Genomic DNA, 22,282 nt, shown 5'->3' with positions numbered 1-22,282 from the left:
CGTGGAACCCCGCACCCTCGACAACGTGGCGAGCCTCGCCTACTTCGCGCCGGAGCTCGTCCTCATCGCGGCGGCCCTGCTGCTCGTCGTGTGGGATCTCGCGTCCCCGGCGCGCCTCAAGCTCGCCGGCCTCGTGAGCCTCAGCCTCGCGGCGCTCGCCTGCTCGGGCGGGCTGGGCGCGTACTTCCTGGCGACGGACGCCGCCCCTCGCGCGCTCTTCCACGGACTGCTCGCGTTCGATCGCTTCTCGAACCTCTTCCGCGTGATCTTCGCGCTCGTCACCGGGGCGATCGTCCTCTTCTCGGTGCCCCCGCGGGCCCCCGGGATCGAGCCCGAGCTCCGCCGCGAATCGGGCGAGCTCTTCACGCTGATCCTCGTGCTCTCGCTGGGCATGAACCTGATGGCGGCGAGCCGCCACCTGCTGCTCATCTACCTGTCGCTCGAGCTCGTCAGCGTCATCAGCTTCGTGCTGGCAGGCTTCAAGATCGACGACGCGAAATCGAGCGAGGCGGCGCTGAAGTACGTCATCTTCGGCGGCGTCGCGTCGGGGATCATGCTCTACGGGATGAGCTGGATCTTCGGCATCACCGCGTCGATGCGGCTCGACGAGTGCGCGGCGCGGATCGCCGCGCTCACGGCGCAGCAGGGCAAGGTGCCGGAGGTCGTGTTCGTCGGCACGGCCTTCATGCTCGCCGGCTTCGGCTACAAGATAAGCGCCGCCCCGTTCCACATGTGGACGCCCGACGTGTACGAGGGCGCGCCGACCCCGGTGACCGCGTTCCTCTCGGTGGGGCCGAAGGCGGCCGGCTTCGCGGTGCTGATCCGCTTCTTCTCGGACGCGCTCGGCGCCGGGAGCGCGCCGCCCGGCGTCGCGACGCCGTGGCCGGTGCTCTTCGGGTGCCTCGCGATGGCGACCATGACCGTCGGCAACCTGTCGGCGCTCGAGCAGGAGAACGTGAAGCGCATGCTCGCCTACTCGAGCATCGCGCACGCGGGGTACATGCTGCTCGGCTTCTCGGTGTTCAGCGGCGCCGGCGTCGCCGCGATCGCCTTCTACATCGTCACCTACTGCTTCATGAACCTCGGCGCGTTCATGGTGGTGATGGCCGTGGCCGAGGAGAGCGGCGGAGACGAGACGTTCGCCGCCTTCCGTGGGCTCGGGCGCCGCGCCCCGCTCGTCGCCGCGGCGATGGCCGTGTTCCTCGTCTCGCTCACCGGCCTGCCCCCGACGGCGGGCTTCATCGGCAAATTCTACCTCTTCTCGGCGCTGCTCGCCGCCGGGGGCGCGTGGAGCTGGGGTATCGCGGTCGTCGGCGTGCTGAACAGCGTGATCTCGCTCTTCTATTACGCGCGCCTGCTCCGCACGATGTATCTCGACAGGAGCGATCGCACCGAGCCCACACCGGTGCGGCCGCTGCTCGGCGCGACGACGTGCGCGCTCGCGGTTCCGACCGTGCTGCTCGGGGTCTACTGGGGGCCAGTTTACGACTTCGTGGCGCGCTCGGTGACGATCCTGCGCTGAGCGCTGAGCGCTGTGCCACGGCGCCGACGCCGTCCCATCCAGCGCGCGCCGGGCCGAACGCGGCGGTATCGATCTCCCCGCGATCCTTGCTAGTGTGCGCGCGCGTGGCCACGACCCAGGACGCGATCTCTCCAGAGGAACGTTTCGCGCGGGGGGTACGCCTTGTCCCGGGCGGCCTGGACATCGGCGGCAAGCTGGTCCCGCTGTACGCCGGCAGCGTGCACTACTGGCGGCTCGACCCGCAGCACTGGCGCGCCTGCCTCGAGGCCACGCGCTCGCTCGGCGTTCACCTGATCGACATCTATGTGCCGTGGGCCGTTCACGAGACCGGCCCGGGGCAGTTCGATTTCGGCCGGCTCGATCCGCGCCGCGACGTCGGCGCCTTTCTCCGCCTCGCGCACGAGCTCGGCTTTTACGTCATCGCCCGCCCGGGCCCGCACATCAACGCGGAGCTCACCTGCTTCGGCATCCCCGAGCGCGTCATCTGGGACCCGAGCTGCCAGGCCCGCTCGGCGCGGAACAACCCGGTCGTGCTCCCGATGTTGCCGTACGGGTTCCCGGTCCCGAGCTACGCGAGCAACGCATTCCACGACGAGGTCGCCCGCTATTTCAACGCGCTCGCCCCGGTCCTGAAGCCGCACCTCTACCCGGACGGGCCCATCGTGCTCTTGCAGATCGACAACGAGGGCGCGCTCTACTTCCGCGACGGGGCGTACGACCAGGATTACCACCCGGACGCGATCTCCCTGTACCGCGACTTCTTGCGCGAGAAGTACCGGACGATCGAGGCGCTCCAGCGCGCTTACGCGACGAAGAGGGTGGAGCCCGCGCCGGAGGGCGACGCGACCGAGGACGCCGGCGCGGCGCTCGTGCGCGCGATCGTCCGCGAGCGCGCGCAGGCCGAGGAGGGCGACCTGCGGTTCGCCACGATCACGCCGCCTGTCGCGTTCGACGCCGAGACGCCGGCCGATCTCGCGCGCCACCTCGACTGGAGCGAGTTCCACGAGCACCTCCTCGAGACCGCCATGGGGCGCTTCGCGAGGGCGCTCTCCGCGGCGGGCGTCGACGGCCTGCCAACGATGCACAATTTCCCGATGGGACAGGACGCGACGCCGCTCAACCCGGCGCGCATCTCGCGCGTCGTGGACCTCGTCGGCCTCGACTACTACAGCGTCGCGAGCCCGAGCAGCCGGCAGATCCTCGCCCGCCGGACGAGCGAGCTCGCCGTGCGCTGCGAGGCGCTCTCGCTGCCGCCCTTCGCGTGCGAGATGGGCGCCGGCTTCCCGCCGTTCTTCCCGCCGCTCGAGGAGCGCGACAGCGTGTTCGTGATGATGGCCGCGCTCGCGTACGGGCTGCGCGGGTACAACATCTACATGGCGGTCGAGCGCGACCGCTGGATCGGCGCGCCGATCGATCCGCGCGGCCGCCCTCGCCCCTTCGCCGCCTTCTGGCGGAAGCTCTCCGCGGCCCTCGAGGCCACGAGGTTCCACGAGCTCCGCCGCCCGGCGCCGGTGCGCATCGTCACGCCGCGCACGGAGCGCCGGCTCTCCCGCGTGATGCACGCCTTCGGCCCGCTCACCGGGGCGTTCTTCTCGATCATGAACTTCGGCGCCCGCGATCGCTGCCTCGAGGACGACCTCGGGCTCGGTTACCCGCTCGCGGTGGAGTCCGACACGTTCGTGCGTGCGTTCGAGGAGGCGCTCGACGCGCGCGGCGTCCCCTACGCCCACGTCGGCGGCGAGGATCGCGACATCTCGCTCGTCGGGGCGCGCTGGGTCATCTGCGCCACCTCGGGCGGCCTGAGCCCGGAGCTGTTCGCGTGGCTCGAGGCGACGTCCCGGCAGGGGACGCTGATCACGCTCGGCCCCCGCGAGCCCACCTTCGACGGCGCCTTCCGCCAGCTGCCGCGGCCCTACGATCTGAAGCGGCTCCTCGCCCCCGGACAGAACCTGCCGGCGCTCCTCCAGGACGACCCCGCCGCGGCCGACGCCGCGGTGTCTCGCGCCATCGACGCGCTCGGCCTGCCGGCCTTCGCGTGTGATCCCGACAGTGTCTTCGCGACGCTGCACGAGGATGCGTCGGGCACGCCGCGGGTGCTCTTCTTGCTGAACCCCGGAGACGCGGACGTGGTGGCGCGCGTCACCGTGAGCGCCCAGCGCGCGCGCGATGTGCTGGACGACGCGCACTTCGAGGCGCGGCGCGGGGCGCTCGAGGTGCGGCTCGTGCCTCGCTCCGTGCGGATGCTCGCGCTGGAATAGCCCCGCCGCCGGGCGCTACGCCGTGACGGCCAGCGAGGCCAGGCAGCGCTGGCCCGCCCGCTCTCCTCCTGACGTTGCGTGCCCCTCGATCAGCGCTCGAACCGCAGCGAGTTGCCCTCTGCGTCGCGGAAGCGGCCCATGCCGATCATGAGGATGTCGATCAGCGACCAGATGCCGAGCCCGCCGCACGTCAAGAGCTTCGCTATGCCGAGCCCGGTCTGTCCCAGATAAAAGCGATCTACGCCAAAGTAGCCGAGGAAATAGGAGAGCAAGAACAGCGTGGACTGGCTCTTGGTCGGGTGACCGACGGGCGCGTCGCGCCTGAGCACGAGCCCCTGGGCGTCTCGCATCGAGCCGGTGCCGATCAGGATCGTGTCGATGAGGCTCCAGAAGCCGAGTCCACCACACGTGAACAGCTTGAGGAGCCCGAGCCCCGTCTGGCCCAGGTAGAAGCGATCGACGCCGAACGTCCCGAGAAACACGGCGAGCATGAAGGCTGTCGCCTGGTCCTTGTCGGAATAGGCCTGCGCCGGGGCGCCGTGAGGCGGTCCACCGCCGTGAGCCGGCGGCGGGCCCCAGCCGCCTCCGGGGGGCGCGCCATAGCCGCCGGGGGGCGCGCCCCATCCTGCGCCAGGCGGCGGGTACCCTCCGCCCGGCGGTGGGTATCCGCCCGGCGGCGGGTATCCGCCCGCCGAGGACGCGCCGCCACCGCCGCCCGGCGCCACGCCCTGGCCGCCGGGCGGGCTCGGCCCCCAGCCGCCATTTCCCCAGCCGCCGCCTGCGTTGCCCCAGCCTCCGCCGCCGGGCGGAACTCCGCCTCCGCTGTTGCTCATCCTCGTTCCCTCCAGCTGATGCGGCTGTGGAGGCGGCCGTGCGCCCCGCGGTCGTCAGCCGAGCCTGACTGTATCCTGGAACCGAGGCGCCGCGCTTGCGCAACGCGGAAATCGCTGGTGGTTGCCGGAGGCCCACCCTACCTTGGCCCACGAGGGGCCGCTGAGCGCGGCGCAGGAGCGAGCGCACCCGGCGATGCAGCAAGATTTTCAGTCCGATCGATGGCTGTCGTTCGCCCTCCGGGCGGGGCTCATCGCTCTGTTCTTCTGGATGGTGAAGGGGCTGCTCGTCCCCGTCCTGCTCGGCGGTCTGGTCGCGCTCCTCGTCTCCCCGCTCCAGCGCCGCCTCGCGCCTCGACTCGGCCGCTTCCGCCAGTTCGCGCCCGCGATCTCGACGGCGGGCGTGATCATCCTCGTGTGCATCCCGCTCGCGGTGATCATCATCGAGGCCTCCGCCTCGATAAGCCGCTTCTTCGCGCGGGATTGGTCGAACACGATCGAGCGGGTCGAAGGCCTCCTGAACGACGGGAGGATAACGGCGCTCCTCAACAGGGCTGGCCTGTCCGGGGACGATGTCCGCACGTACGTGAGCAACCTGTTCGAGCGGGTGGGCAGCTCGATCGCCGGCTTCGCGGGCGGCATGGTCGCCGCGGTGCCGCAGACGATCGTCGACGCGTTCCTGTTCGTCGTCGGGCTCTACTACCTGCTCCGCGACGGGGGCCTGCTGCTGCGCTGGCTCCTCACGCAGTCGCCGTTCAGGAACGAGGAGACGGACGTCCTCTTCACGTCGATCCAGGACACGGTGCACGGCGCCGTCCTCGGCCTGCTCGCGACGGCGGCCGTCCAGGGGACGCTGACGACGATCGCGCTGTTCGCCTGCAAGGTGCCGGGCGCGTTCCTGTTCGGCCTCCTGGCCACGCTGCTCTCGCTCGTCCCCATGATCGGCACCACGCCGGTCACGCTGGGGGCGGCCATCTACCTGTTCGTCACCGGGCGCATCGGGGCGGGCATCGGCATGTGCGCCGCGGCGGTCCTCATCGGGCTCTCGGACAACGTGATCCGGCCATGGGTTCAGAGCTCGCACGGCGGGATGCACCCGCTCATCGCGCTCCTCGCCATCTTCGGCGGGCTCGAGCTGTTCGGCGCGGCGGGGATCTTCATCGGCCCGGTCGTCGCCGCGATCGTCCTCTGGGCGGTCGACACGCGCGCGGGCATCTCCAGCTCGGGCCTCCCGCTGGGCCCGCACACGTCGCAGCCGCCACCCTCGCTGACGTCGCGACCGCCGCCGGCCTCGCGACCGCCTCCGACGTCGCGACCGCCGGCGTGACGCGGCGGCGCGGCGGAGCGCCGCGAGACGCGCGGCCCGCGCCCTAGACGGCGGCGCTCACGGCGACAGGCCGTAGCCGCGGGCGAGGGTGAGGGAGAGGAGGTTGCACGCTGCGTGGAACACGAGCGGCGCCCCGATGCCGCCTGTGCGCGCCCGCAGCCATCCGAAGAGGAGCGCGGGGAAGAAGACGGCGAGCCGGGCCGGGTGCTGGATCGTGAGCACGTGGCCGATCGCGAAGATCGCCGACGAGAGGAGCCACGCCGGGCCGAGCGTCGCGCCGGCGACGCGGAATCGCGGCGGGAAGACGCGGTCGAGGGCGCTCTGGAGGTAGCCCCGGAAGAACGCCTCCTCGGGCAGCGCGACCACGAGCAGCTGCGCGGCGATCTCGTCGGCGAGCGAGGGCGGCGGGCGCAGCACGAACGGCGAGGTCGCGCCCCAGTACAGCCGGTAGCCCAGCCAGAAGAGCGGGAAGACGATCGCGGCGACCAGCGTCGCCCAGGCGACGGCGTGGAGCGCGGCGCGGGCGAGGCGCCTCGCCGACAGCGGCACGGGCTCCAGGAGCCCTCCGAGGGACAGGCCGTGGGCGCGGATCGTCGACTCGTCGTACCTCAGCACGAGCCAGGACGTCGCCGCGAAGAACGTGAGGCCGACGAGCGTGCCGGCGTAGCTCTTCGGCGCGGCGTAGGACACCGCCGTCACGGCGGCGGTCGTGATGCCAGCGGCGAGGAGCGCGCGCGCCGCGGTCGGCTCGGGCGGCCGCGGGCGCTCGCGCTCACCGGCGCTCGCATGCGCGGCGTTCGCGTCTGCCGGCGCGCCAGGTGTCTCGTCGCCGGCAAGTGCGCGGGCGTCTCGGCTCGGTTCGATGGGTGTGGGCGGCTGCAAGGCGTGTTCGTCGCGGAGGGGAGCGCGCGGTGCGGGGGCTTACGCGGGGATCGCGGCGACCCGGGGTCGCGGCCGCGCGCGCTCAGCCTAGCCGCCACGATGTCCCTCCGCGATGGTCAGCGCTCGGGGCGGCGCGATTCAGGTGCTGCACACGGGTCCAGCCACCGCCCATTTTCTAGCCTTCCAGCCCGGCCACGTTAGAGTGCGGCCGCTGTGGCGTTTTCCCGACTTCGCTGTCTGATGAAGCCGTTGGCCTGCGCGCTGCTTGCGTCCGTCGCGACGCTCGGTCCGGCGCCCGCGTCGGCCGCGTCGCCGTTCCTCATGACGCCGGCGGCGAGCGTCGCCGAGGCGTCTCCGGCGTACCGCTACGCCAACATGACGAACGAAGAGGCGCTGGCGGAGCTGGATCGCCGGAAGATACTGTACCTCAAGGTCGACCACGCGCCCGGGGTGCGCGCTCCGATCCGGCTCACGGGTCGTCTGAACGGCGTGAACTTTCATTCGGTGCTCCCGCCCGAGCAGCGCGTGACGAGCATGTTCGAGATCCTGGACGCGCGCCTCGCGCTCGCCCTCGACGATTTCGCGGCCGTGCTCTCGAGGCACGATATCGACGAGGTCGTCCATTACACGATGTATCGACCCAACGTGCCGATGCGCGGCCGCGAGGGCGTGGACGGCGACGGAGAGCACGGGCACCCGATCGCTCATGCCAAGGCCGCTGACAGCGCGGTGCAACAGGCAGAGGCCGCGGACGGCGCTGCCCGCGAGGAATCGACGAGGCAGGCCTCGCCGGTCGAGCCTGCGCCGCCGGTGGAGCTCGGCAAGAAGGGCGCGCTCGATGCGACGTCCAAGGCACCTGAGGAGCGGCCGCGACGCCTGAAGGAGAAGGGGTCGGCGGAGGCGGCGCCGAAGGAGAAGGGGGCCGCGGAGGCGGCGCCGAAGGAGAAGGGGGCCGCAGCGGAGGCCGGGCCGAAGCAGAAGGGGGTGGCAGAGGCCGGGCCGAAGGAGAGGGCCGCGCCGAAGGAGAAGGCCGCAGCGGGGGCCGCGCCGCAGGAGAAGGGCGCCCTGGAAGCCGATCCTGGCGCCGCTTCCAAGGCTCCTGGCCAGCGGACGCGGACGGTCGCTGCGCGCAGCGGGCCGGCCAAGAAGGACGCCGGCAAGGTCGGAGCGCGCCGCGCTGCTCGGCGCAAAGCCGCGGGGCCGACCCGGGCGACGACGTCTCCGGTCAAGCACCGTGGCGACGTCGCGCTGCGCAGCGATGCAGCGCAGAAGCCCCGCGGCACGTGGGCTCCGCCGGGCACGCGGCACCCCGCCGGCCTGGCCATCGACGTCGGCGCGCTCAAGAAGCGCGACGGCACCTGGATCAGCGTCGCGCGCCACTTCCACGGCCGCATCGGGGACAAGACCTGCGGTGAGGGCGCGCCCCAGCCCGAGCTCCCCGAGGCGCGCGAGCTCCGGTCCATCGTGTGCGAAGCGGCGGACCTCGGGATTTTTACATACGTGCTGACGCCCAATTTCAATGCGGCGCACGTCGACCATTACCATATGGAGATCAAGCCGGGCGTCCGGTGGTTCCTCTATCACTGAGCGAAGGCCTCGCGCCCCTTGTGCAGCCCTGAACGGCTCGCAGCGCCCCCCACTGCACATCCGTTGATTGCGCGTTTTTTGATGATCTGAGCGGTTTGTTCGCGCAACTTCTGCCACGAGAGCGACGATTCCCTTCCCGAACGAAGGCGCCGGCGCTCCGCCGCGCGCCCCCGCGAGGGAGGTCGACGGACATGGTGCAAAAGAAAGACGGACAGCCGCTGCCGGGGACTTCGTACCGTGTGCTCCGTCGGATCGGGGCAGGCTCGTGCTCGGAGGTCTTCGAGGTGACCGGGCGCCGCGGCCAGCTGCGCGCGCTCAAGCTGCTCCGCGCCATGCACGAGGGGTCGAGCGAGATCGGAGCGCGCCTTGTCCAGGAGGGGCGCGCTCTCTCGACGCTGAGCCATCCTCACATCGTGAAGGTCGAGGAGGTCGGCGTGACGAGCGACGGCCGGCCCTTCCTCGTCATGCCGCGCCTCTTCGGCGAGACGATGCGCGAGCGGCTCGACGCGCGCGGACCGCTCGCGACACCGACCGCCGTGCACATCGCCATCCAGGTGCTCGGCGGGCTCGCGGCGACGCACCGCGCTGGCATCGTCCACCGCGACATCAAGCCGGCGAACGTCTTCCTCGCGCAAGCGAGCTGCGCCGAGCAGGGCGTCGCCGATCTGGAGAGCGCGCCCGGTGTGCCGGAGGCCGAGCACGCCGTGCTCATCGACTTCGGCATCGCGAAGGTGAGCCGCGAGGGGCTGGAGCCGTCGACGGGCTCGAACGTCCTCGGCACGCCGCGCTACCTGTCGCCCGAGCAGATCCGCGGCGAGGAGGTCGACGCTCGCACCGACGTGTACGCGGTGGGCCTCCTGCTCTTCGAGGCGATCACCGGGCGCGGTCCGTTTCCGGTTGTCGACTCGATGGCGGTGATGCGGGCGCACCTCAACACGCCGGCGCCGCGGCTTCGCTCGCTCCTCTGGGTGCCTCCGGCGCTCGATCACGCCGTCGCGCGCGCGCTCGAGAAGGATCCGGGGCTCCGCTGGCAGACGGCGGACGCGATGGCCGCGGCGCTCGCGGAGGCGCTGGGCGAAGGCGGGGGCAAGGAGACGCCGGCTCACGGCGGAGCGGGGCGCGCCGCGCCGCCGGACGGCGAGCGCAGCGCGCGGGCGCACCTCGCGGTCGGAGAGGCGCGATGAGCGGCGCGTCCGCCGAGTGCTCCGGGGCGCGCACGCTGCTCTACGCGCGCGGGGTGTCGCTCGCGCCGAGGGCGCCTTTCGCGCGGTCGCTCCGCGCGAAAGGCGAGGGCGAGCCGTCCGAAGGCGCGTGGCCGCTCCGCGCGCCGGGTGAGGGGGAGCCGCTCCCCGGCACACCCTATGTCGTGCTGCGCCTGCTCGGTCAGGGCGGCATGGGCGAGGTGTACGAGGTCGAGCACCGGGCGCTCGGTCGCCGGTTCGCGGTGAAGGTGCTGCACCGCAGCCACGCCGGCCGCAGCGATCTCTCGGCGCGCCTGCGCGCCGAGGCGCGCTCGATCGCTCGCCTGCGCCACCCGGGTCTCCCCGACGTGTTCGATCTCGGCGTGACCGACGGTGGCCGCCCCTACTTCGCCATGGAGCTCCTCGAGGGGCGCGATCTCCGGACCGAGCTCGCGCGCCTCGGCGTGGTCGCGGTTCCGACCGCGCTCGACCTGGTCCTGCAGGCGCTGTCCGCGCTGTCGCTCGCGCACGCGGCGGGCATCGTCCACCGCGATCTCAAGCTCGAGAACCTGTTCCTCTGCGACGACGGCACGCTCAAGGTCCTCGACTTCGGCGTCGCGAAGCTCCTCCACGCCAGCGCCTCGCTGACCGCCCCGGACGCCGTCATCGGCACACCCAGGACGATGGCGCCCGAGCAGTGCGCCGCCCAGCCGATCGATCCGCGCGCGGATATCTATGCGATGGGCCTCGTCCTCTACGAGCTCGTCGCCGGGCGAGGCCCCTTCGACGAGCTGCGCGGCCGGGGCGACGCGCTCCGCTTCGCTCACTGCGAGCAGGAGCCTCCTCCTCCGTCGCGCTTCGCGCCGCAGCCGATCCCGGCGGCGCTCGAGCAGCTGATCCTGCGCGCGATCGCGAAGGCGCCCGAGCATCGCTTCCAGACGGCCGCCGACATGGAAGCCGCCGTGCGCCGAGTGCACGTCCGGTTGCACGAGGGATCGCCCTCGAGCGCCGGGCCGGTGGTCAGCGCGAGCGCGCTCACCCCGACCGCGGCCGACGCCGTCGCGGCCTGCACGCCTGTGCGCGGCGAGGTGCCCGCCGAGCTGCTTCGCCGACCGCTGCTCGCCGCGTCGGCCGGCGCCGCGCGCCTCTCGCGCCGCCCGAGGGCGCGCTCGACGCGGCGCGCACCCCCGGCGCGCGTCGCCCGTGCGGCGTCGCGCGCCACCGCGCTCGCCGTCTGCGCGCTCGCCGTCGCGTCGGCCGCGCTCGGGCTCGCGCTCGCGCAGCGCTGGATCGCGGCGAGTGAACCCCCCGCGCCCGCGCCGCCGTCCGCGCACGCCGGGGCGCAGGCGCGCTCGGCTGTAAGGTAGCCTCGTCGCGCCCGTTCTCTGGTCGACACCGCAAATGCGGAGTGGAGGGACCATGAACCGGATGCGACGAATCGGGCTGGCTTGTTTGGCGATATCGCTCCTCGCGGGCACCGCCGGCTGCGGCGGCAGCACAGCGGCCCGGCCGGCGGATTCCACGGCAAAGGGGGGACGCACGATCACGGGCGCTCCCGAGCCCTCCGGCGCACAGGGGTTCCAGGACGGCGCCGCGTTCGACGAGCCGGGCGCGCCCGCCGCGCCGCCGTCGCCCGACGCCTCGCCCGCGGCGCCTTCGGCCGAGATCGAGCGGCCCTCCGCCACGGGCGGCGCCTCGCGCGCCGAGGGGGCCGCGCGCAAGGCGCCGAGCAGCCAGGTCGCGCCGGAGCCCATCGATCGCCCGGGCCTCGGCACCCAGTGGGGTGAGACGCGCGTGTCGCGCATCTCGACCGCGCCGTTCGTCCGGGCCGACGTCAACCGCCCCTTCGTCGTCGCGAGCCTGTTCTACAACGACGCCGAGGGCGCCCGCGCCATGGCGAGCGCGTCCGGCTTCCGCCGCACGTCGCCGCAGGCGTTCACGCTGGCCGGCGGCGCCGTCGCGGTCGGGCTCCGCGGCGAGGGCGGCGGCTTCCTGAGCGGCTTCGTCGCCGGCGAGAAGAGCCACGTCGTCGGCGAGGCCGGCCAGCGCTACAGCATCGTGCTGCGCAACCTCACGCCGACCCGGATCGAGTGCGTCGTCTCCGTCGACGGCCTCGACGTCATGGACGGCCAGGCCGCGGCGTTCAGCAAGCGCGGTTACCTGATCGATCCCCACGGCGAGCTCGAGATCGACGGCTTCCGCCAGTCCGTCGACACGGTCGCCGCGTTCCGCTTCGGCTCGGTCCGCGGCTCCTATGCGAACCAGAAGCACGGCGATACGAGGAACGTCGGCGTGATCGGCGTGGCCCTCTTCAACGAGCGCGGGACGACGCCCTGGACGTTCGACGAGGTCCAGCGCCGCCGGGAGGCGAACCCGTTCCCTGGGCAGTTCGCCACGCCGCCCGGCATCTGAGCCTTTCCAGCGGGCATCTCGCGCCTCCTCCGCGCTCCGACAAAATCAAGCTCCCGCTCCGCCGCGCGCCGGGCTAGGCCACGGCACGGTGTCGGACTTATTGAACCCGTCTCAACGTGCGGCCGTCGAGCACGAGCTCGGGCCAATGCTGGTGCTCGCCGGCGCAGGTTCCGGCAAGACGCGTGTGGTGACCACGCGGATTGCCCGCCTTCTCGATCGCGGCATCCCGGCGCGCTCCATGCTGGCGATGACCTTCACCAACAAGGCCGCCGCCGAGATGCACGAGCGCGTCGGCAAGCTCGTCGGCTCCAAGGTCGCGCGCGAGCTCAAGGTGTGCACCTTCCACCGCTTCGGGCTCGACGTCCTCGGCGCGGAGACCCGCGCCCTCGGCCTGCGCGGCGGCTCCTTCGCCATCTTCGACCAGTCCGACGCCCTGGGGGTCATCCGCGAGATCCTCCGCGAGCTCCGCGCCGGCAAGAGCTACGACGTCAGCGCGATCCTCTCGCGCATCTCGAACGCCAAGAACGCGTTCCTCGACGCCGAGACCTGGGCCGAGGCGCAGCGGCAGGGCAAGGGCATCGACGAGTACGACGAGATCTCGATGCTCGTGTACCCGCGCTACATGGCGGCGCTGCGCTCGTTCCAGGCGTTCGACTTCGACGATCTCATCTGCGAGGTCGTCCGCCTCTGGCAGGCGCGCGCCGACGTCCTCGAGCGCTGGCGGATGCGCTACCGCTTCGTGATCGTCGACGAGTACCAGGACACGAACCGCGCCCAGCTGGAGCTCCTGCGCCTGCTCTGCGGCGAGCACCGCAACGTGGTGGTCGTCGGCGACGACGACCAGTCGATCTACGCCTGGCGCGGCGCCGACGTGCGCAACATCCTCGATTTCGAGGAGCACTTCTCCGGCGCGAAGGTCGTCAAGCTCGAGCACAACTACCGCTCCCGCAAGCCGATCCTCGACGTCGCGAACGCGGTGCTCGCCAAGTCCGGCGCCCGGCGGCACAAGAAGTCGCTCATCGCCACCCGGCTGGAGGGCGACAAGGTGCGGTCCATCATCTGCGTGGACCCCGACGTCGAGGCGAGCTTCGTGGCCACGGAGGCGCAGCGCCTCCTGGAGCGGGAGGCCGCGCGGCCGAAGGACATCGCCGTGCTGTACCGCTCGAACCTCCAGGCGGCCGCGATCGAGTCGGCCCTCAAGGAGCGGCAGATCCCGATCCGGATGATCGGCGGCCAGCAGTTTTTCGAGCGCAAGGAGGTCAAGGATCTCATTGCCTACCTCCGCGTCGCGCTCAACCCAGGCGACGAGATGTGCCTGCGGCGCATCCTGAACTACCCGGCGCGGGGCATCGGCGACGTCGCGGTGGCCAAGCTCGGCGCCTACGCGACGGCGCACGACGCGTCGCTCTGGACGGCGGTGTCGCGGCCGCACGCCGTCCACGAGCTGACCGCCGCTGCGATCGAGGGCTGCCGCCAGCTGCTCCGGATCATCGAGGCCACGCGCGCGCGGTTCGAGCGCGGCGAGCCCTCCGCGGAGGTCGCCCGCGCGCTCCTCGCCGACGCCGGCTTCAAGGAAGACATCATGGCCGGCTCGTCCACGGCCAACGCCGCGGCGCGCCGCTGGGGCAACATCGAGGGCCTGCTCAACGTCTTCGCGCGCCGCGACGAGAAGGGGAAGGGGGACCGCGCGAGCTTCGCCGAGTTCCTGCGGCTGCTCGCCCTGCGGCAGGACTCGGAGGAAGAGGAGGCCACCGATCGGGTGACGCTCACCACGATGCACGGCGCCAAGGGCCTCGAGTTCCCGTACGTGTTCGTGATCGGCCTGGAGGAGGGGCTGATGCCTCACCAGCGCAGCCTCGACGAGCGCGCCACGGACGCCGCGCCGAGCGGCGCGGAGGGCGGCGACACGGGCGGCCACAGCATCGAGGAGGAGCGGCGGCTCTTCTACGTCGCGGTCACGCGGGCCCGCGATCGGCTCTACCTCACGCGGGCGAAGCACCGCGGCTCGCGCGGCAAGATGGTGCCGAGGACGCCGAGCCGGTTCATGCTCGAGATCCCCCCCGAGCTCATCGAGGAGCGCGAGGAGCTCGCGCCGGTCGCTCCGGGGATGGAGAAGGTGAAGGCGGGGGCGGCCGGCGTGCTGGCCGCGCTGTCGATGAACCCGTTCGCCGGGGATCCCCCCCTCATCCCGCGCCGCCGCAGCTGAGCGGGGCGCGGGACGGCGGGGGCTCGGTCAGACGGCGCCCTCGGCGGCGGCGAAGCCGGCGCGGGTGATCTCCTGCACGCCCTTGCGCGTGACGAAGTCGCGGAAGCTCTCGCCCTCGGCGCGGCCGGCCATGTAGAAGCGCGCGATCGCGGCGATGACCTTGGGCGTCTCCTCCTCGGGGATGCGGCCGTCGAGGCGCTCGCCGATGCGCGCGCTCGGGCCGCAGCAGCCGCCCACGCGGAGCGAGTAGTGCGGGCGCTCGACGCCGTCCTTGCCCTTCACCATCAGGCCCGTCATCCCGATGTCCGCGACGTGGTGCTGACCGCACGAGTTCGGGCACCCCGAGATCTTGATGTCGAACTCGCCGAGCGCGCTGACGAAGTCCTCGGTCTCCTGGCGGCTGCCGTTCGGCACCAGGTGATCCCGGATGCGCGTGCCGACCTCCATGCTCTTCGTGATCGCGAGCGTGCAGTAGTCGCCGCCGGGGCAGGTCACCACGTCGGTGATGTGCCCCGCGTCCGCCTCGGCGAGGCCGATCTGCGAGAGCTCGCGGTGCAGGCCGAGGATCTTCGCCTCCGGCACCCAGCGCAGCACGAAGTTCTGCGTGTTCGTCGCCCGCACCTCGCCGTTGCCGAAGCGACGGGAGATGTCGGCCAGGCGCTTCAGCTGCTCGCCCGTGATGTCGCCGAGCGGCAGCTTGACGGTGGCCACCCGGTAGCCGGGCTGCTTCTGCGGGATCGTGTTGGTCCGCTTCCAGCGCGCGAAGGCGCCGTCGCCGAGCGTCTCCCGCGACGGCTCGAGCGGGGGCGGGTCGCTCTCCCGGTACTCGGACACGTACCGCGCCACGTCGGCCGCGAGCGCGTCGCCCCGCGCCGCCTTGATGCGATCGAACTCCTCGTCCAGCCTGCGCAGGAACTCGGCCTCGCCGACCTTGCGGATCAGGAACTTGAGCCGCGCCTTCTTCCGGTTCTTTCGCTCGCCGTCCCGGAAGAACACGCTGACCACCGCCTCGCACGCCGGCAGCAGATCGGCGATCGGGATGAACTCCCGCCAGAGGTGGGCGATTTCGGGCGTCGAGCCGAGCCCGCCCGCCACGTAGACGGCGAAGCCCTGGCCGAGATCGCCGACCTTGGCCAGGAGGCCGACGTCGTTGATCATGATCTGCGCGTGATCGCGCGCGCTGCCCGACAGGCCCACCTTGAACTTCCGCGGTAGCCGCCGGTTGTGCTCGTGGAAGAGGAAATGCTCGGTGACCGCGTGCGCGTAGGGCGTCACGTCGAACACCTCGTCCTCGACCACGCCCGCGAGGTGCGACGCGGTCACGTTGCGGAGCGTATCGGCGCACGCGCCGACCGTCGTCACGCCAGCTTGCGCCAGCGCGCGCTGCAGGTCGATCGTCTCCTCGATCTCCAGGTAGTGCAGCTGGATGTCCTGGCGTGTTGTGACGTGCGCTAGCCCGCGACCCCACCGCTCGGTCACTTCCGCGAGCGCTTCCAGCTGCGCTGCGGTCAGCTGTCCGCCCGGGATCTTGATCCGCTGCATGTGCTTCACGTGCGCGAGCTGCGCGTAGACACCCATGGCCAGCCGTAGAGGACGGAACTGGTCGGGGGTCAGCTCACCACGTTTGAATTTGGCGACGTTCTCGGCGTGTACGTCGATGGCCGCCGCAAGGCGCTCGACTCGTTGCGACATATCCGATGGTATTCCCTATATTTCCGACGCGTCAAGTGCGACAATTATCACCGCCGGTTCCACGAGGTATCCAGCCCCCAGCACCATGAAGACCGCTCTGCCGAACTCGACCGAAGCCGTGCATGCGGGTGTACTCCGCCAGCGCCCCTCCCACACCCTCGCGCCTGCGATCGCGCAGACGGCGACCTACACCTTTGCGAACACGGCGGACCTCGAGCGCTATTTCGCCGGAGGGGACGCGGATCCCGAGCGGCAGGAGTACGGCCGTTACGGCAATCCCACCGTGCGCGAGGTCGAGCAGCGCATCGCGGCGCTCGACCGCGCCGAGGACGCCCTGCTCTTCGCGAGCGGGATGGCGGCGGTGACGACCACGGCGTTCGCGCTCCTCAAGGCGGGCGACCACGTCATCCTGTTCCGCGACGTGTACCGCCGCACGCGGCAGTTCGTGATCAACGTGCTCTCTCGGCTCGGCGTCGAGCACACGCTGATCGACCCGGGCGCGTTCGATCAGCTCGAGGCGGCGATCCGGCCGCGGACCCGCTTCGCGCTCAGCGAGTCGCCGACGAACCCCTACCTCCACTGTATCGACCTGTCCCGCTTCGCCGAGATCTGCAAGAAGGCGCGGGTGAAGACGGTCGTCGACGCGACGTTCGCGACCCCCTGCAACTCGGACCCGATCGGCCGCGGCATCGACCTCGTGGTCCACAGCGCCAGCAAGTACCTGTCCGGCCACAACGACGTCCTGGGCGGCGCGGTCTCCGGATCGAGCGCGCTGATCTCGCTGATCCGCGACATGCGGAGCGTCCTTGGGGGCATCATGGATCCCCACGCCGCGGCGCTGATCGGGCGCGGGATGAAGACGCTCGCGCTCCGCATCGAGCGGCAGAACGCGACCGGGCTCGCCGTGGCGCGCGCGCTCGAGGCGCACCCCGCGGTGGAGCGGGTGTTCTACCCGGGGCTCCCGTCGCACCCGGATCACAAGGTCGCGGCCGAGCAGATGCGCGGCTTCGGCGGCGTGGTGAGCTTCACCGTGCGCGGCGGGCGAGAGGCGGCCTCGCGCGTGGTGGACGGCACGCGCATCGCCGCGATCGCCCCGAGCTTCGGCGGCGTGGAGACGCTCATCGAGCAGCCCTGCATCATGAGCTTCCACGAGCTCAGCGACGAGCAGCTCGCGGCGATCGGCATCTCCCCCGCGCTGATTCGCCTGTCGGTCGGCATCGAGGAGACCGAGGACGTCGTGAGGGACGTCCTTGGCGCGCTCGACGCGCTCGGCAAGGCCTAGCCTCGGCTCGCCCGGGAAGGCCGGCGCGCGGCTAGCCGAGCTTCTTCAGCTTCCGCTGCAGCGTCCGCCGGTCGATCCCGAGCAGCTTCGCCGCGGTGGCCACCACGCCGCCCGACTCCCGCAGCGCGGCGCGGATCGCCTCGCGCTCGAGATCGTCGAGCTTCAGGCTCCCCGGCGGCGGCGTCGGCGCCGCCGAGGCCGAGGGCGGGGGCCGCTGGCGCTCCCGGAGGCTCGCGGCCTCACGCAGCAGCTTGTCCGCGTCGATGGGCTTGCTGAGCAGCGTGTCGGCGCCCTCGCGCATCGCCGCCACCGCCAGCGGGATGTCCCCGAACCCGGTCAGCATCACGATCGCCGCGTCCGGCTGCAGCTTGCGGTACTGGGCGAGCGCGCTGAGCCCGTCGCCGCGCGGCATGCGGTAGTCGATGACCACGAGGTCCACCGGCTCGTACTCGAGCGCCACGAGCCCCTCGTCGATCGTCGCCGCGGTCCTCGCCACGACCCCGCGGCGGCGCAGCGCGCCCTGCAGGGTGGTGCGGAACGCATCGTCGTCGTCCACGAGGAGCGCCGTCTCGATCCGTCGCGTCATCTTCACCTCAGGCGGCCCCGGAGCGCTTCAGCGCGCCGGGCAGATCCGCGTCCATGGGGCCCGTGCTCCCGTCGAGGCGGAGGCGCAAGGTCGCCTTCGCGCCGCCGGTCTCGACGCTCTCCATGCGCAGCACCGCGTTCATGCGGGAGGCCATCATCGAGCTGATGTAGAGCCCGAGCCCCATGCCTCCCTGCTCCATCTTCGTCGTCTGGAACGGCTCCCCGAGCCGCCCGGCGATGTCGGGGTTGAGCCCCGGCCCGTTGTCGGAGACCGCGATCTCGCAGACGTCGCCGCGCTCGACGACGCTCAGCTCGATCCGCTGCTCGGCCGAGTCGGCCGTCGCCTCGGCGGCGTTGGCGAGCAGGTTGACGAGCACCTGGCAGAGCGCCGGCCGCAGCACGTCCGCCTGCACCGGCCGCGGCGTGTCGAACGCGAGCTCGCCGCGGTAGCCGAGCCGCGCGAGCTCGACCTTCGCCAGGTCGCGCACGAAGCGGGTGAGCTCGAGCGGCTCCAGCCGCTGATCGAGCCGGATCTGGCCGCGCATCAGCCCGATGATGTCGCTCGCGCGCCGCGCCTCGCCGGCCACGGTCTCGGCCATGCGCGCGGCGTCCTCGGAGCCCGTCTCGCGCGCCACGTCGACGAGGTCCTTGCTCGCGAGGAGGATCGTCGCGAGCGGCGTGCTGAGCTCGTGCGACATCCCGCCGACCATGCGCCCGAGCATCGCCAGCCGCTCGTTCCGCTGGCTCTGCTGCCGGAGCTCCTCGAGCCTGTGCGCGTAGACGACGACGAAGAAGCCGAGGAACAGCGTCAGCGACGTGAGCGACACGAGGTCGCCCAGCCGCCGGATGCGCTCGCCGCCGAGCGGCGCCGCGTCGAGCGGCAGCGGCGTCGCGTACGTGAGCACGGCGATCGCGGCCAGCGTCAACAGGCCGACGAGCACGGTCGTGCGCCGCGGGCACAGGAGGCCGGAGAGGGCGATATGGAAAGCGAGGAAGACGGCGAAGGGGTTCGCCAGCCCGCCCGAGAACCAGAGCATCCAGGCGTTCGCGATCACGTCGCCCACGAGCTGGGCGCGCGCGTGATCCTGCGCGGGCTCGCGCGCCGACGGCTCGCCCCCGTCCGGCCGGCGCGCGCGCCCGACCCGGATGGTCCAGGCGACGTTGGCCGCCGCGATCGCGGCGATGCCGACGATCAGCGGAGCGAGCCCGAGGTCGGGGACGAGCTTCCTGCCCGCGACCGTGGTCGCGATCATCCCCGCGATCGCCCCCCACCGCAGCTGGATCAGCCACCTGTCGGCGGTGTCCCAGGAGGGGGGCTTCGGCCCGGAGAGCAGGACCGCGAGCCGTCGGCGCGCCGCAGGGGGCGCGCTGCTCTTGGCAGGGTCGTGCCCTGCGTCAAGCGACCATGGCTGAAAGGAGGATTGCATCCGCGCGCGGACAGGGGGGCTTTCCAGGGCGCGGTCGAGGCGTCCGGCGTCCATCCCGGAGCAACCTTCCGACGTTGCCTTGCATCCGCTCCCTTGTACCGCGCACGAAAGCCGCGAGCACGCGCGAGGTGCGCCCCGGCCCACATCCGGGGGGTGTCAGGAAAAACCCCAGCGAATACCGTGACTTGAAATTGTTGGCTGGGTTACGTTCGGCCTCGCGCCGGCGGGGCGCTCGGCCCCGGGCCGGTCACTTGGCCTCTGCGGCTCCGTTGCCGTGCTGCGCGGGCGGCGGCGGCGCCTTGTGCGCCCGCTTCATCCTCCAGTCGTCGGCGGCGCGCTTGCCGTCGAACGGCGCCTTGATGTCCGCCGGCCGCTCGGCCTCGATCCCCTCGGCCCGGCCGCGGTTGGCCGTGTCGAACATGGTGAAGCCGATGAAGATCGCCAGGAAGATGAGCGACGACGCGAAGATCAGGGTGTGGAACTTATGGTCCCACTTGAGGTGCATGAAGATGAGCGCCACGACGCCCGCCTTCGTCGTCGCGATGAGGACCGCGATCGCCAGGTTGGCCGCGCCGAGGTCGACGTAGCTCGCGCCCACGGTGACGACCGTGAGCACGAGCAGCGCGAGCCACGTGGCGATGTAGACCTTGAGCGGCAGGACGTGAGGCACGTGGTCTGCGCCGTGGCCATGGCCGTGCCCGTGCCCGTGCGCGCCAGCTGCTTCTGCGTGTGTCGACATGCTGTCCTCTAGGCCTCAGCCCACCAAGTAGAGCAGGGGGAAGAGATAGATCCAGATGAGGTCGACGAGGTGCCAGTACAGCCCCACCCCTTCGACCGGCGAGTAGTAACGGCTCGAGAACTCACCGCGCAGGTTGCGGATGAGGATCCACGTGATGAGCCCCATCCCGATGACGACGTGCAGCCCGTGGATGCCCGTCATCATGAAGTAGATGGCGAAGAACGTCCCCGCGTGGGCCGTGGTGAAGCCCTGGGCGGTGAAGTACTTCCCGGGCAGGAGGCCGTCGTGGAACTTGTGCTGGTACTCGAAGTACTTGATCACAAGGAACACGGCCGCGCAGAGCAGGGTCACCACGAGCAGCCGGGTGGTGGTCTTCTGGTCGCTCCTCTGCGCAGACCGGACGGCGAGCGCCATCGTCAGGCTGGAACAGATGAGCACGATCGTGTTGACGCCGCCCATCACCTTGTCGAGGTGATGGTGGGCTTCCACGAACGAGTCGAAGAACCAGCCCCGGAAGATGGCGAACGCGCAGAACAGCCCGCCGAAGAGCAGGATCTCCGTGACCAGGAAGAGCCAGATGCCCATCCTGCCGGCGTCGAACTGCGTGTCGGCGGAATCGAAATGATGGGCGACGTGGAAGTCGGGGGACAGGGCCGTGCCTGCCTTGTTCGGCCGGTCGGCGGCCTCGGCGTGCGCGCTCATGCGTTCTCCGTGTTGAAGTCGTAGGCGCCCTTGGTCACGACCGGGGTGCGGACGAAGTTCTCGGTGATGGGCGGGGAGGCGGTGGTCCACTCGAGGCTGAGCCCACCCCAGGGGTTCGCCGGCGCCGGAGCGCCGGAGCGCAGCGACTTGATGAAGCAGATGATCATCACGAGGAAGCCGAGGCCCAGGATCCACGAGCCCACGGTCGAGAAGGCGTGCAGCGGCTGGAACTGGTCCAGGTAGTTGTAATAGCGGCGCGGCATCCCGCGGCTACCGAGGACGAACTGCGAGAAGAACGTGACGTTGAAGCCGATGAAGACCAGCACGCAGGAGATCGACGCGAGCCGCTCCGAGTACATCTTGCCCGTGATCTTGGGCCACCAGTGGTGGAGCCCGCCGATGTAGGCGATGACGGTGCCGCCGACCATCACGTAGTGGAAGTGCGCGACCACGAAGTACGTGTCGTGCAGGTGCAGATCGACGCTGAGCATCCCGAGGAAGACGCCGGTGAGCCCGCCGATCGAGAAGAGGATGAGGAACGACAGCGCGTACAGCATCGGCGCGCTGTAGCTGATGGAGCCGCGCCACAGCGTCGCGATCCAGTTGAAGACCTTCACGCCGCTGGGGATGGCGACGAGGAAGGTCAGGAACGAGAACATGATCGCCGCGAACTCGCTCTGGCCGGAGGTGAACATGTGGTGGCCCCACACGAGGAAGCCGACCAGGGCGATGGCGACGCTGGAGAACGCGATCGCCTTGTAGCCGAAGACCCTGCGCCGCGAGTGGACCGAGATGAGCTCGCTGATGATGCCCATTCCCGGCAGGATCATGATGTAGACGGCCGGGTGGCTGTAGAACCAGAAGAAGTGCTGGTAGAGCACCGGGTCGCCGCCGAGCGCCGGGTCGAAGATGCCGATGTGGAAGGCGCGCTCCGCGATGAGCAGGAGGAGCGTGATGCCGAGGACCGGCGTGGCGAGGATCTGGACGATGCTGGTCGCGTAGATCGCCCAGAGCATGAGCGGCATCTTGTACCAGCCCATCCCGGGCGCCCGGAGCTTGTGCATCGTGACGATGAAGTTCAGCCCCGTGAGCACGCTGGAGAAGCCCAGGATGAACACGCCGAACGTGACGCTCAGGACCGACGTCGTGGTCACCGTGCTCGAGTACGGCACGTAGAACGTCCAGCCGGTGTCGATGCCGCCCGTGACGAGCGACGACAGCGTGAAGAGCGCGCCGATCCAGTAGAGGTACAGGCTGAGGAGGTTCAGCTTGGGGAAGGCGACGTCCTTCGCGCCGATCATGATCGGCAGCAGGAAGTTGCCGAGCGCGCCGGGGATGCTCGGGATGATGAACAAGAAGGTCATCACCGCGCCGTGGAGCGTGAACATCTGGTTGTAGGTGTTCGCGCTCATCAGCGTCTCCTTCGGCGTCAGCAGCTCGAGCCGGAGGACGAGCGCGAACACCCCGCCCATCGCGAACGCGATGAACGTGCTGATGAGGTACATCAGGCCGATCCGCTTGTGATCGACCGTGGTGAGCCACGACATGATCCCGCTCTGGGCCCGGATGTAGTCCGTTCCGTGGCCGCCGGCGGGTGCCGTATTGACGTCGAGGGTTGTTACGGTCTGCGACATGACTGCTTCTCCCCGG

17 protein-coding genes are annotated in these 22,282 nt (G+C 71.1%); 9 read left to right on the top strand and 8 right to left on the bottom strand.

Going from position 1 to position 22,282, the window contains the following annotated elements; translation table 11 throughout:
- Position 1 precedes the first annotated feature (1 nt).
- Together WME97_RS40885 and WME97_RS40880 are read left to right on the top strand one after the other, a co-directional pair.
- Positions 2-1,522 (top strand): NADH-quinone oxidoreductase subunit N, encoded by a 1,521-nt coding sequence (locus WME97_RS40885; RefSeq protein ID WP_437545875.1) that lies wholly within the window; start codon positions 2-4, stop codon positions 1,520-1,522.
- Positions 1,523-1,626: 104 nt separating this feature from the next.
- The gene (locus tag WME97_RS40880) at positions 1,627-3,780 is read left to right on the top strand and encodes a beta-galactosidase (protein ID WP_437545873.1); all 2,154 of its coding nucleotides are present in this window, start codon (positions 1,627-1,629) and stop codon (positions 3,778-3,780) included.
- A gap of 89 nt (positions 3,781-3,869) precedes the next feature.
- Here the strand turns inward: WME97_RS40880 and WME97_RS40875 are convergent, their stop codons facing one another.
- On the bottom strand, positions 3,870-4,613 hold the full coding sequence (locus tag WME97_RS40875; RefSeq protein WP_437545872.1) for a TM2 domain-containing protein: 744 nt from the start codon (positions 4,611-4,613) through the stop codon (positions 3,870-3,872).
- Between the two features lie 193 nt (positions 4,614-4,806).
- Between WME97_RS40875 and WME97_RS40870 the strand changes: the two genes are divergently transcribed.
- Positions 4,807-5,937: an AI-2E family transporter gene (locus tag WME97_RS40870; RefSeq protein WP_437545871.1), complete on the top strand. Its 1,131-nt coding sequence runs from the start codon at positions 4,807-4,809 to the stop codon at positions 5,935-5,937.
- Positions 5,938-5,994: 57 nt separating this feature from the next.
- Here the strand turns inward: WME97_RS40870 and mrtC are convergent, their stop codons facing one another.
- On the bottom strand, positions 5,995-6,819 hold the full coding sequence (mrtC, locus tag WME97_RS40865; protein WP_437545869.1) for a myxosortase MrtC: 825 nt from the start codon (positions 6,817-6,819) through the stop codon (positions 5,995-5,997).
- A 240-nt stretch (positions 6,820-7,059) separates the two neighbouring features.
- Between mrtC and WME97_RS40860 the strand changes: the two genes are divergently transcribed.
- The 5 genes from WME97_RS40860 (at position 7,060) to WME97_RS40840 (ending at position 14,205) form a co-directional block, all read left to right on the top strand.
- Positions 7,060-8,406, top strand: a complete 1,347-nt coding sequence (locus WME97_RS40860) for an extensin family protein (RefSeq protein ID WP_437545867.1) — start codon at positions 7,060-7,062, stop codon at positions 8,404-8,406.
- Positions 8,407-8,597: 191 nt separating this feature from the next.
- Positions 8,598-9,590 (top strand): serine/threonine-protein kinase, encoded by a 993-nt coding sequence (locus WME97_RS40855; RefSeq protein ID WP_437545866.1) that lies wholly within the window; start codon positions 8,598-8,600, stop codon positions 9,588-9,590.
- Positions 9,587-10,954: a serine/threonine-protein kinase gene (locus WME97_RS40850; RefSeq protein ID WP_437545864.1), complete on the top strand. Its 1,368-nt coding sequence runs from the start codon at positions 9,587-9,589 to the stop codon at positions 10,952-10,954. The genes WME97_RS40855 and WME97_RS40850 overlap by 4 nt, the downstream gene beginning before the upstream one ends.
- 52 nt (positions 10,955-11,006) lie before the next feature.
- Positions 11,007-11,999: a hypothetical protein gene (locus WME97_RS40845; protein ID WP_437545862.1), complete on the top strand. Its 993-nt coding sequence runs from the start codon at positions 11,007-11,009 to the stop codon at positions 11,997-11,999.
- Between the two features lie 88 nt (positions 12,000-12,087).
- Entirely contained in the window at positions 12,088-14,205 is a 2,118-nt protein-coding gene (locus WME97_RS40840) for an ATP-dependent helicase (protein WP_437545860.1), read from the top strand.
- A gap of 27 nt (positions 14,206-14,232) precedes the next feature.
- Here the strand turns inward: WME97_RS40840 and WME97_RS40835 are convergent, their stop codons facing one another.
- Positions 14,233-15,897, bottom strand: a complete 1,665-nt coding sequence (locus WME97_RS40835; RefSeq protein WP_437545858.1) for a nitrite/sulfite reductase — start codon at positions 15,895-15,897, stop codon at positions 14,233-14,235.
- A gap of 85 nt (positions 15,898-15,982) precedes the next feature.
- On the opposite strand from WME97_RS40835, the gene WME97_RS40830 reads away from it, so the two are divergent.
- Positions 15,983-17,179 (top strand): trans-sulfuration enzyme family protein, encoded by a 1,197-nt coding sequence (locus tag WME97_RS40830; protein ID WP_437545856.1) that lies wholly within the window; start codon positions 15,983-15,985, stop codon positions 17,177-17,179.
- 31 nt (positions 17,180-17,210) lie between these two features.
- On the opposite strand, the gene WME97_RS40825 is transcribed toward WME97_RS40830, so the two are convergent.
- The 5 genes from WME97_RS40825 to ctaD form a co-directional block, all read right to left on the bottom strand.
- Positions 17,211-17,765: a response regulator transcription factor gene (locus tag WME97_RS40825; RefSeq protein ID WP_437545854.1), complete on the bottom strand. Its 555-nt coding sequence runs from the start codon at positions 17,763-17,765 to the stop codon at positions 17,211-17,213.
- Positions 17,766-17,772: 7 nt separating this feature from the next.
- Entirely contained in the window at positions 17,773-19,191 is a 1,419-nt protein-coding gene (locus tag WME97_RS40820; RefSeq protein ID WP_437545852.1) for a sensor histidine kinase, read from the bottom strand.
- A 247-nt stretch (positions 19,192-19,438) separates the two neighbouring features.
- A complete protein-coding gene (locus WME97_RS40815) occupies positions 19,439-19,930 on the bottom strand; it encodes a cytochrome C oxidase subunit IV family protein (RefSeq protein WP_437545850.1) in 492 nt (163 codons plus the stop codon).
- A gap of 15 nt (positions 19,931-19,945) precedes the next feature.
- Positions 19,946-20,632, bottom strand: coding sequence for a cytochrome c oxidase subunit 3 family protein (locus WME97_RS40810; RefSeq protein ID WP_437545848.1), 687 nt, complete (start codon positions 20,630-20,632; stop codon positions 19,946-19,948).
- On the bottom strand, positions 20,629-22,266 hold the full coding sequence (ctaD, locus tag WME97_RS40805; protein ID WP_437545847.1) for a cytochrome c oxidase subunit I: 1,638 nt from the start codon (positions 22,264-22,266) through the stop codon (positions 20,629-20,631). Before ctaD ends, WME97_RS40810 begins: the two co-directional genes overlap by 4 nt.
- Between the last annotated feature and the right edge of the window lie 16 nt (positions 22,267-22,282).

This window comes from Sorangium sp. So ce367 (assembly GCF_051520455.1).
GTDB lineage: Bacteria > Myxococcota_A > Polyangia > Polyangiales > Polyangiaceae > Sorangium > Sorangium cellulosum_B.
This window is presented reverse-complemented; position numbering and strand designations above follow the sequence as displayed.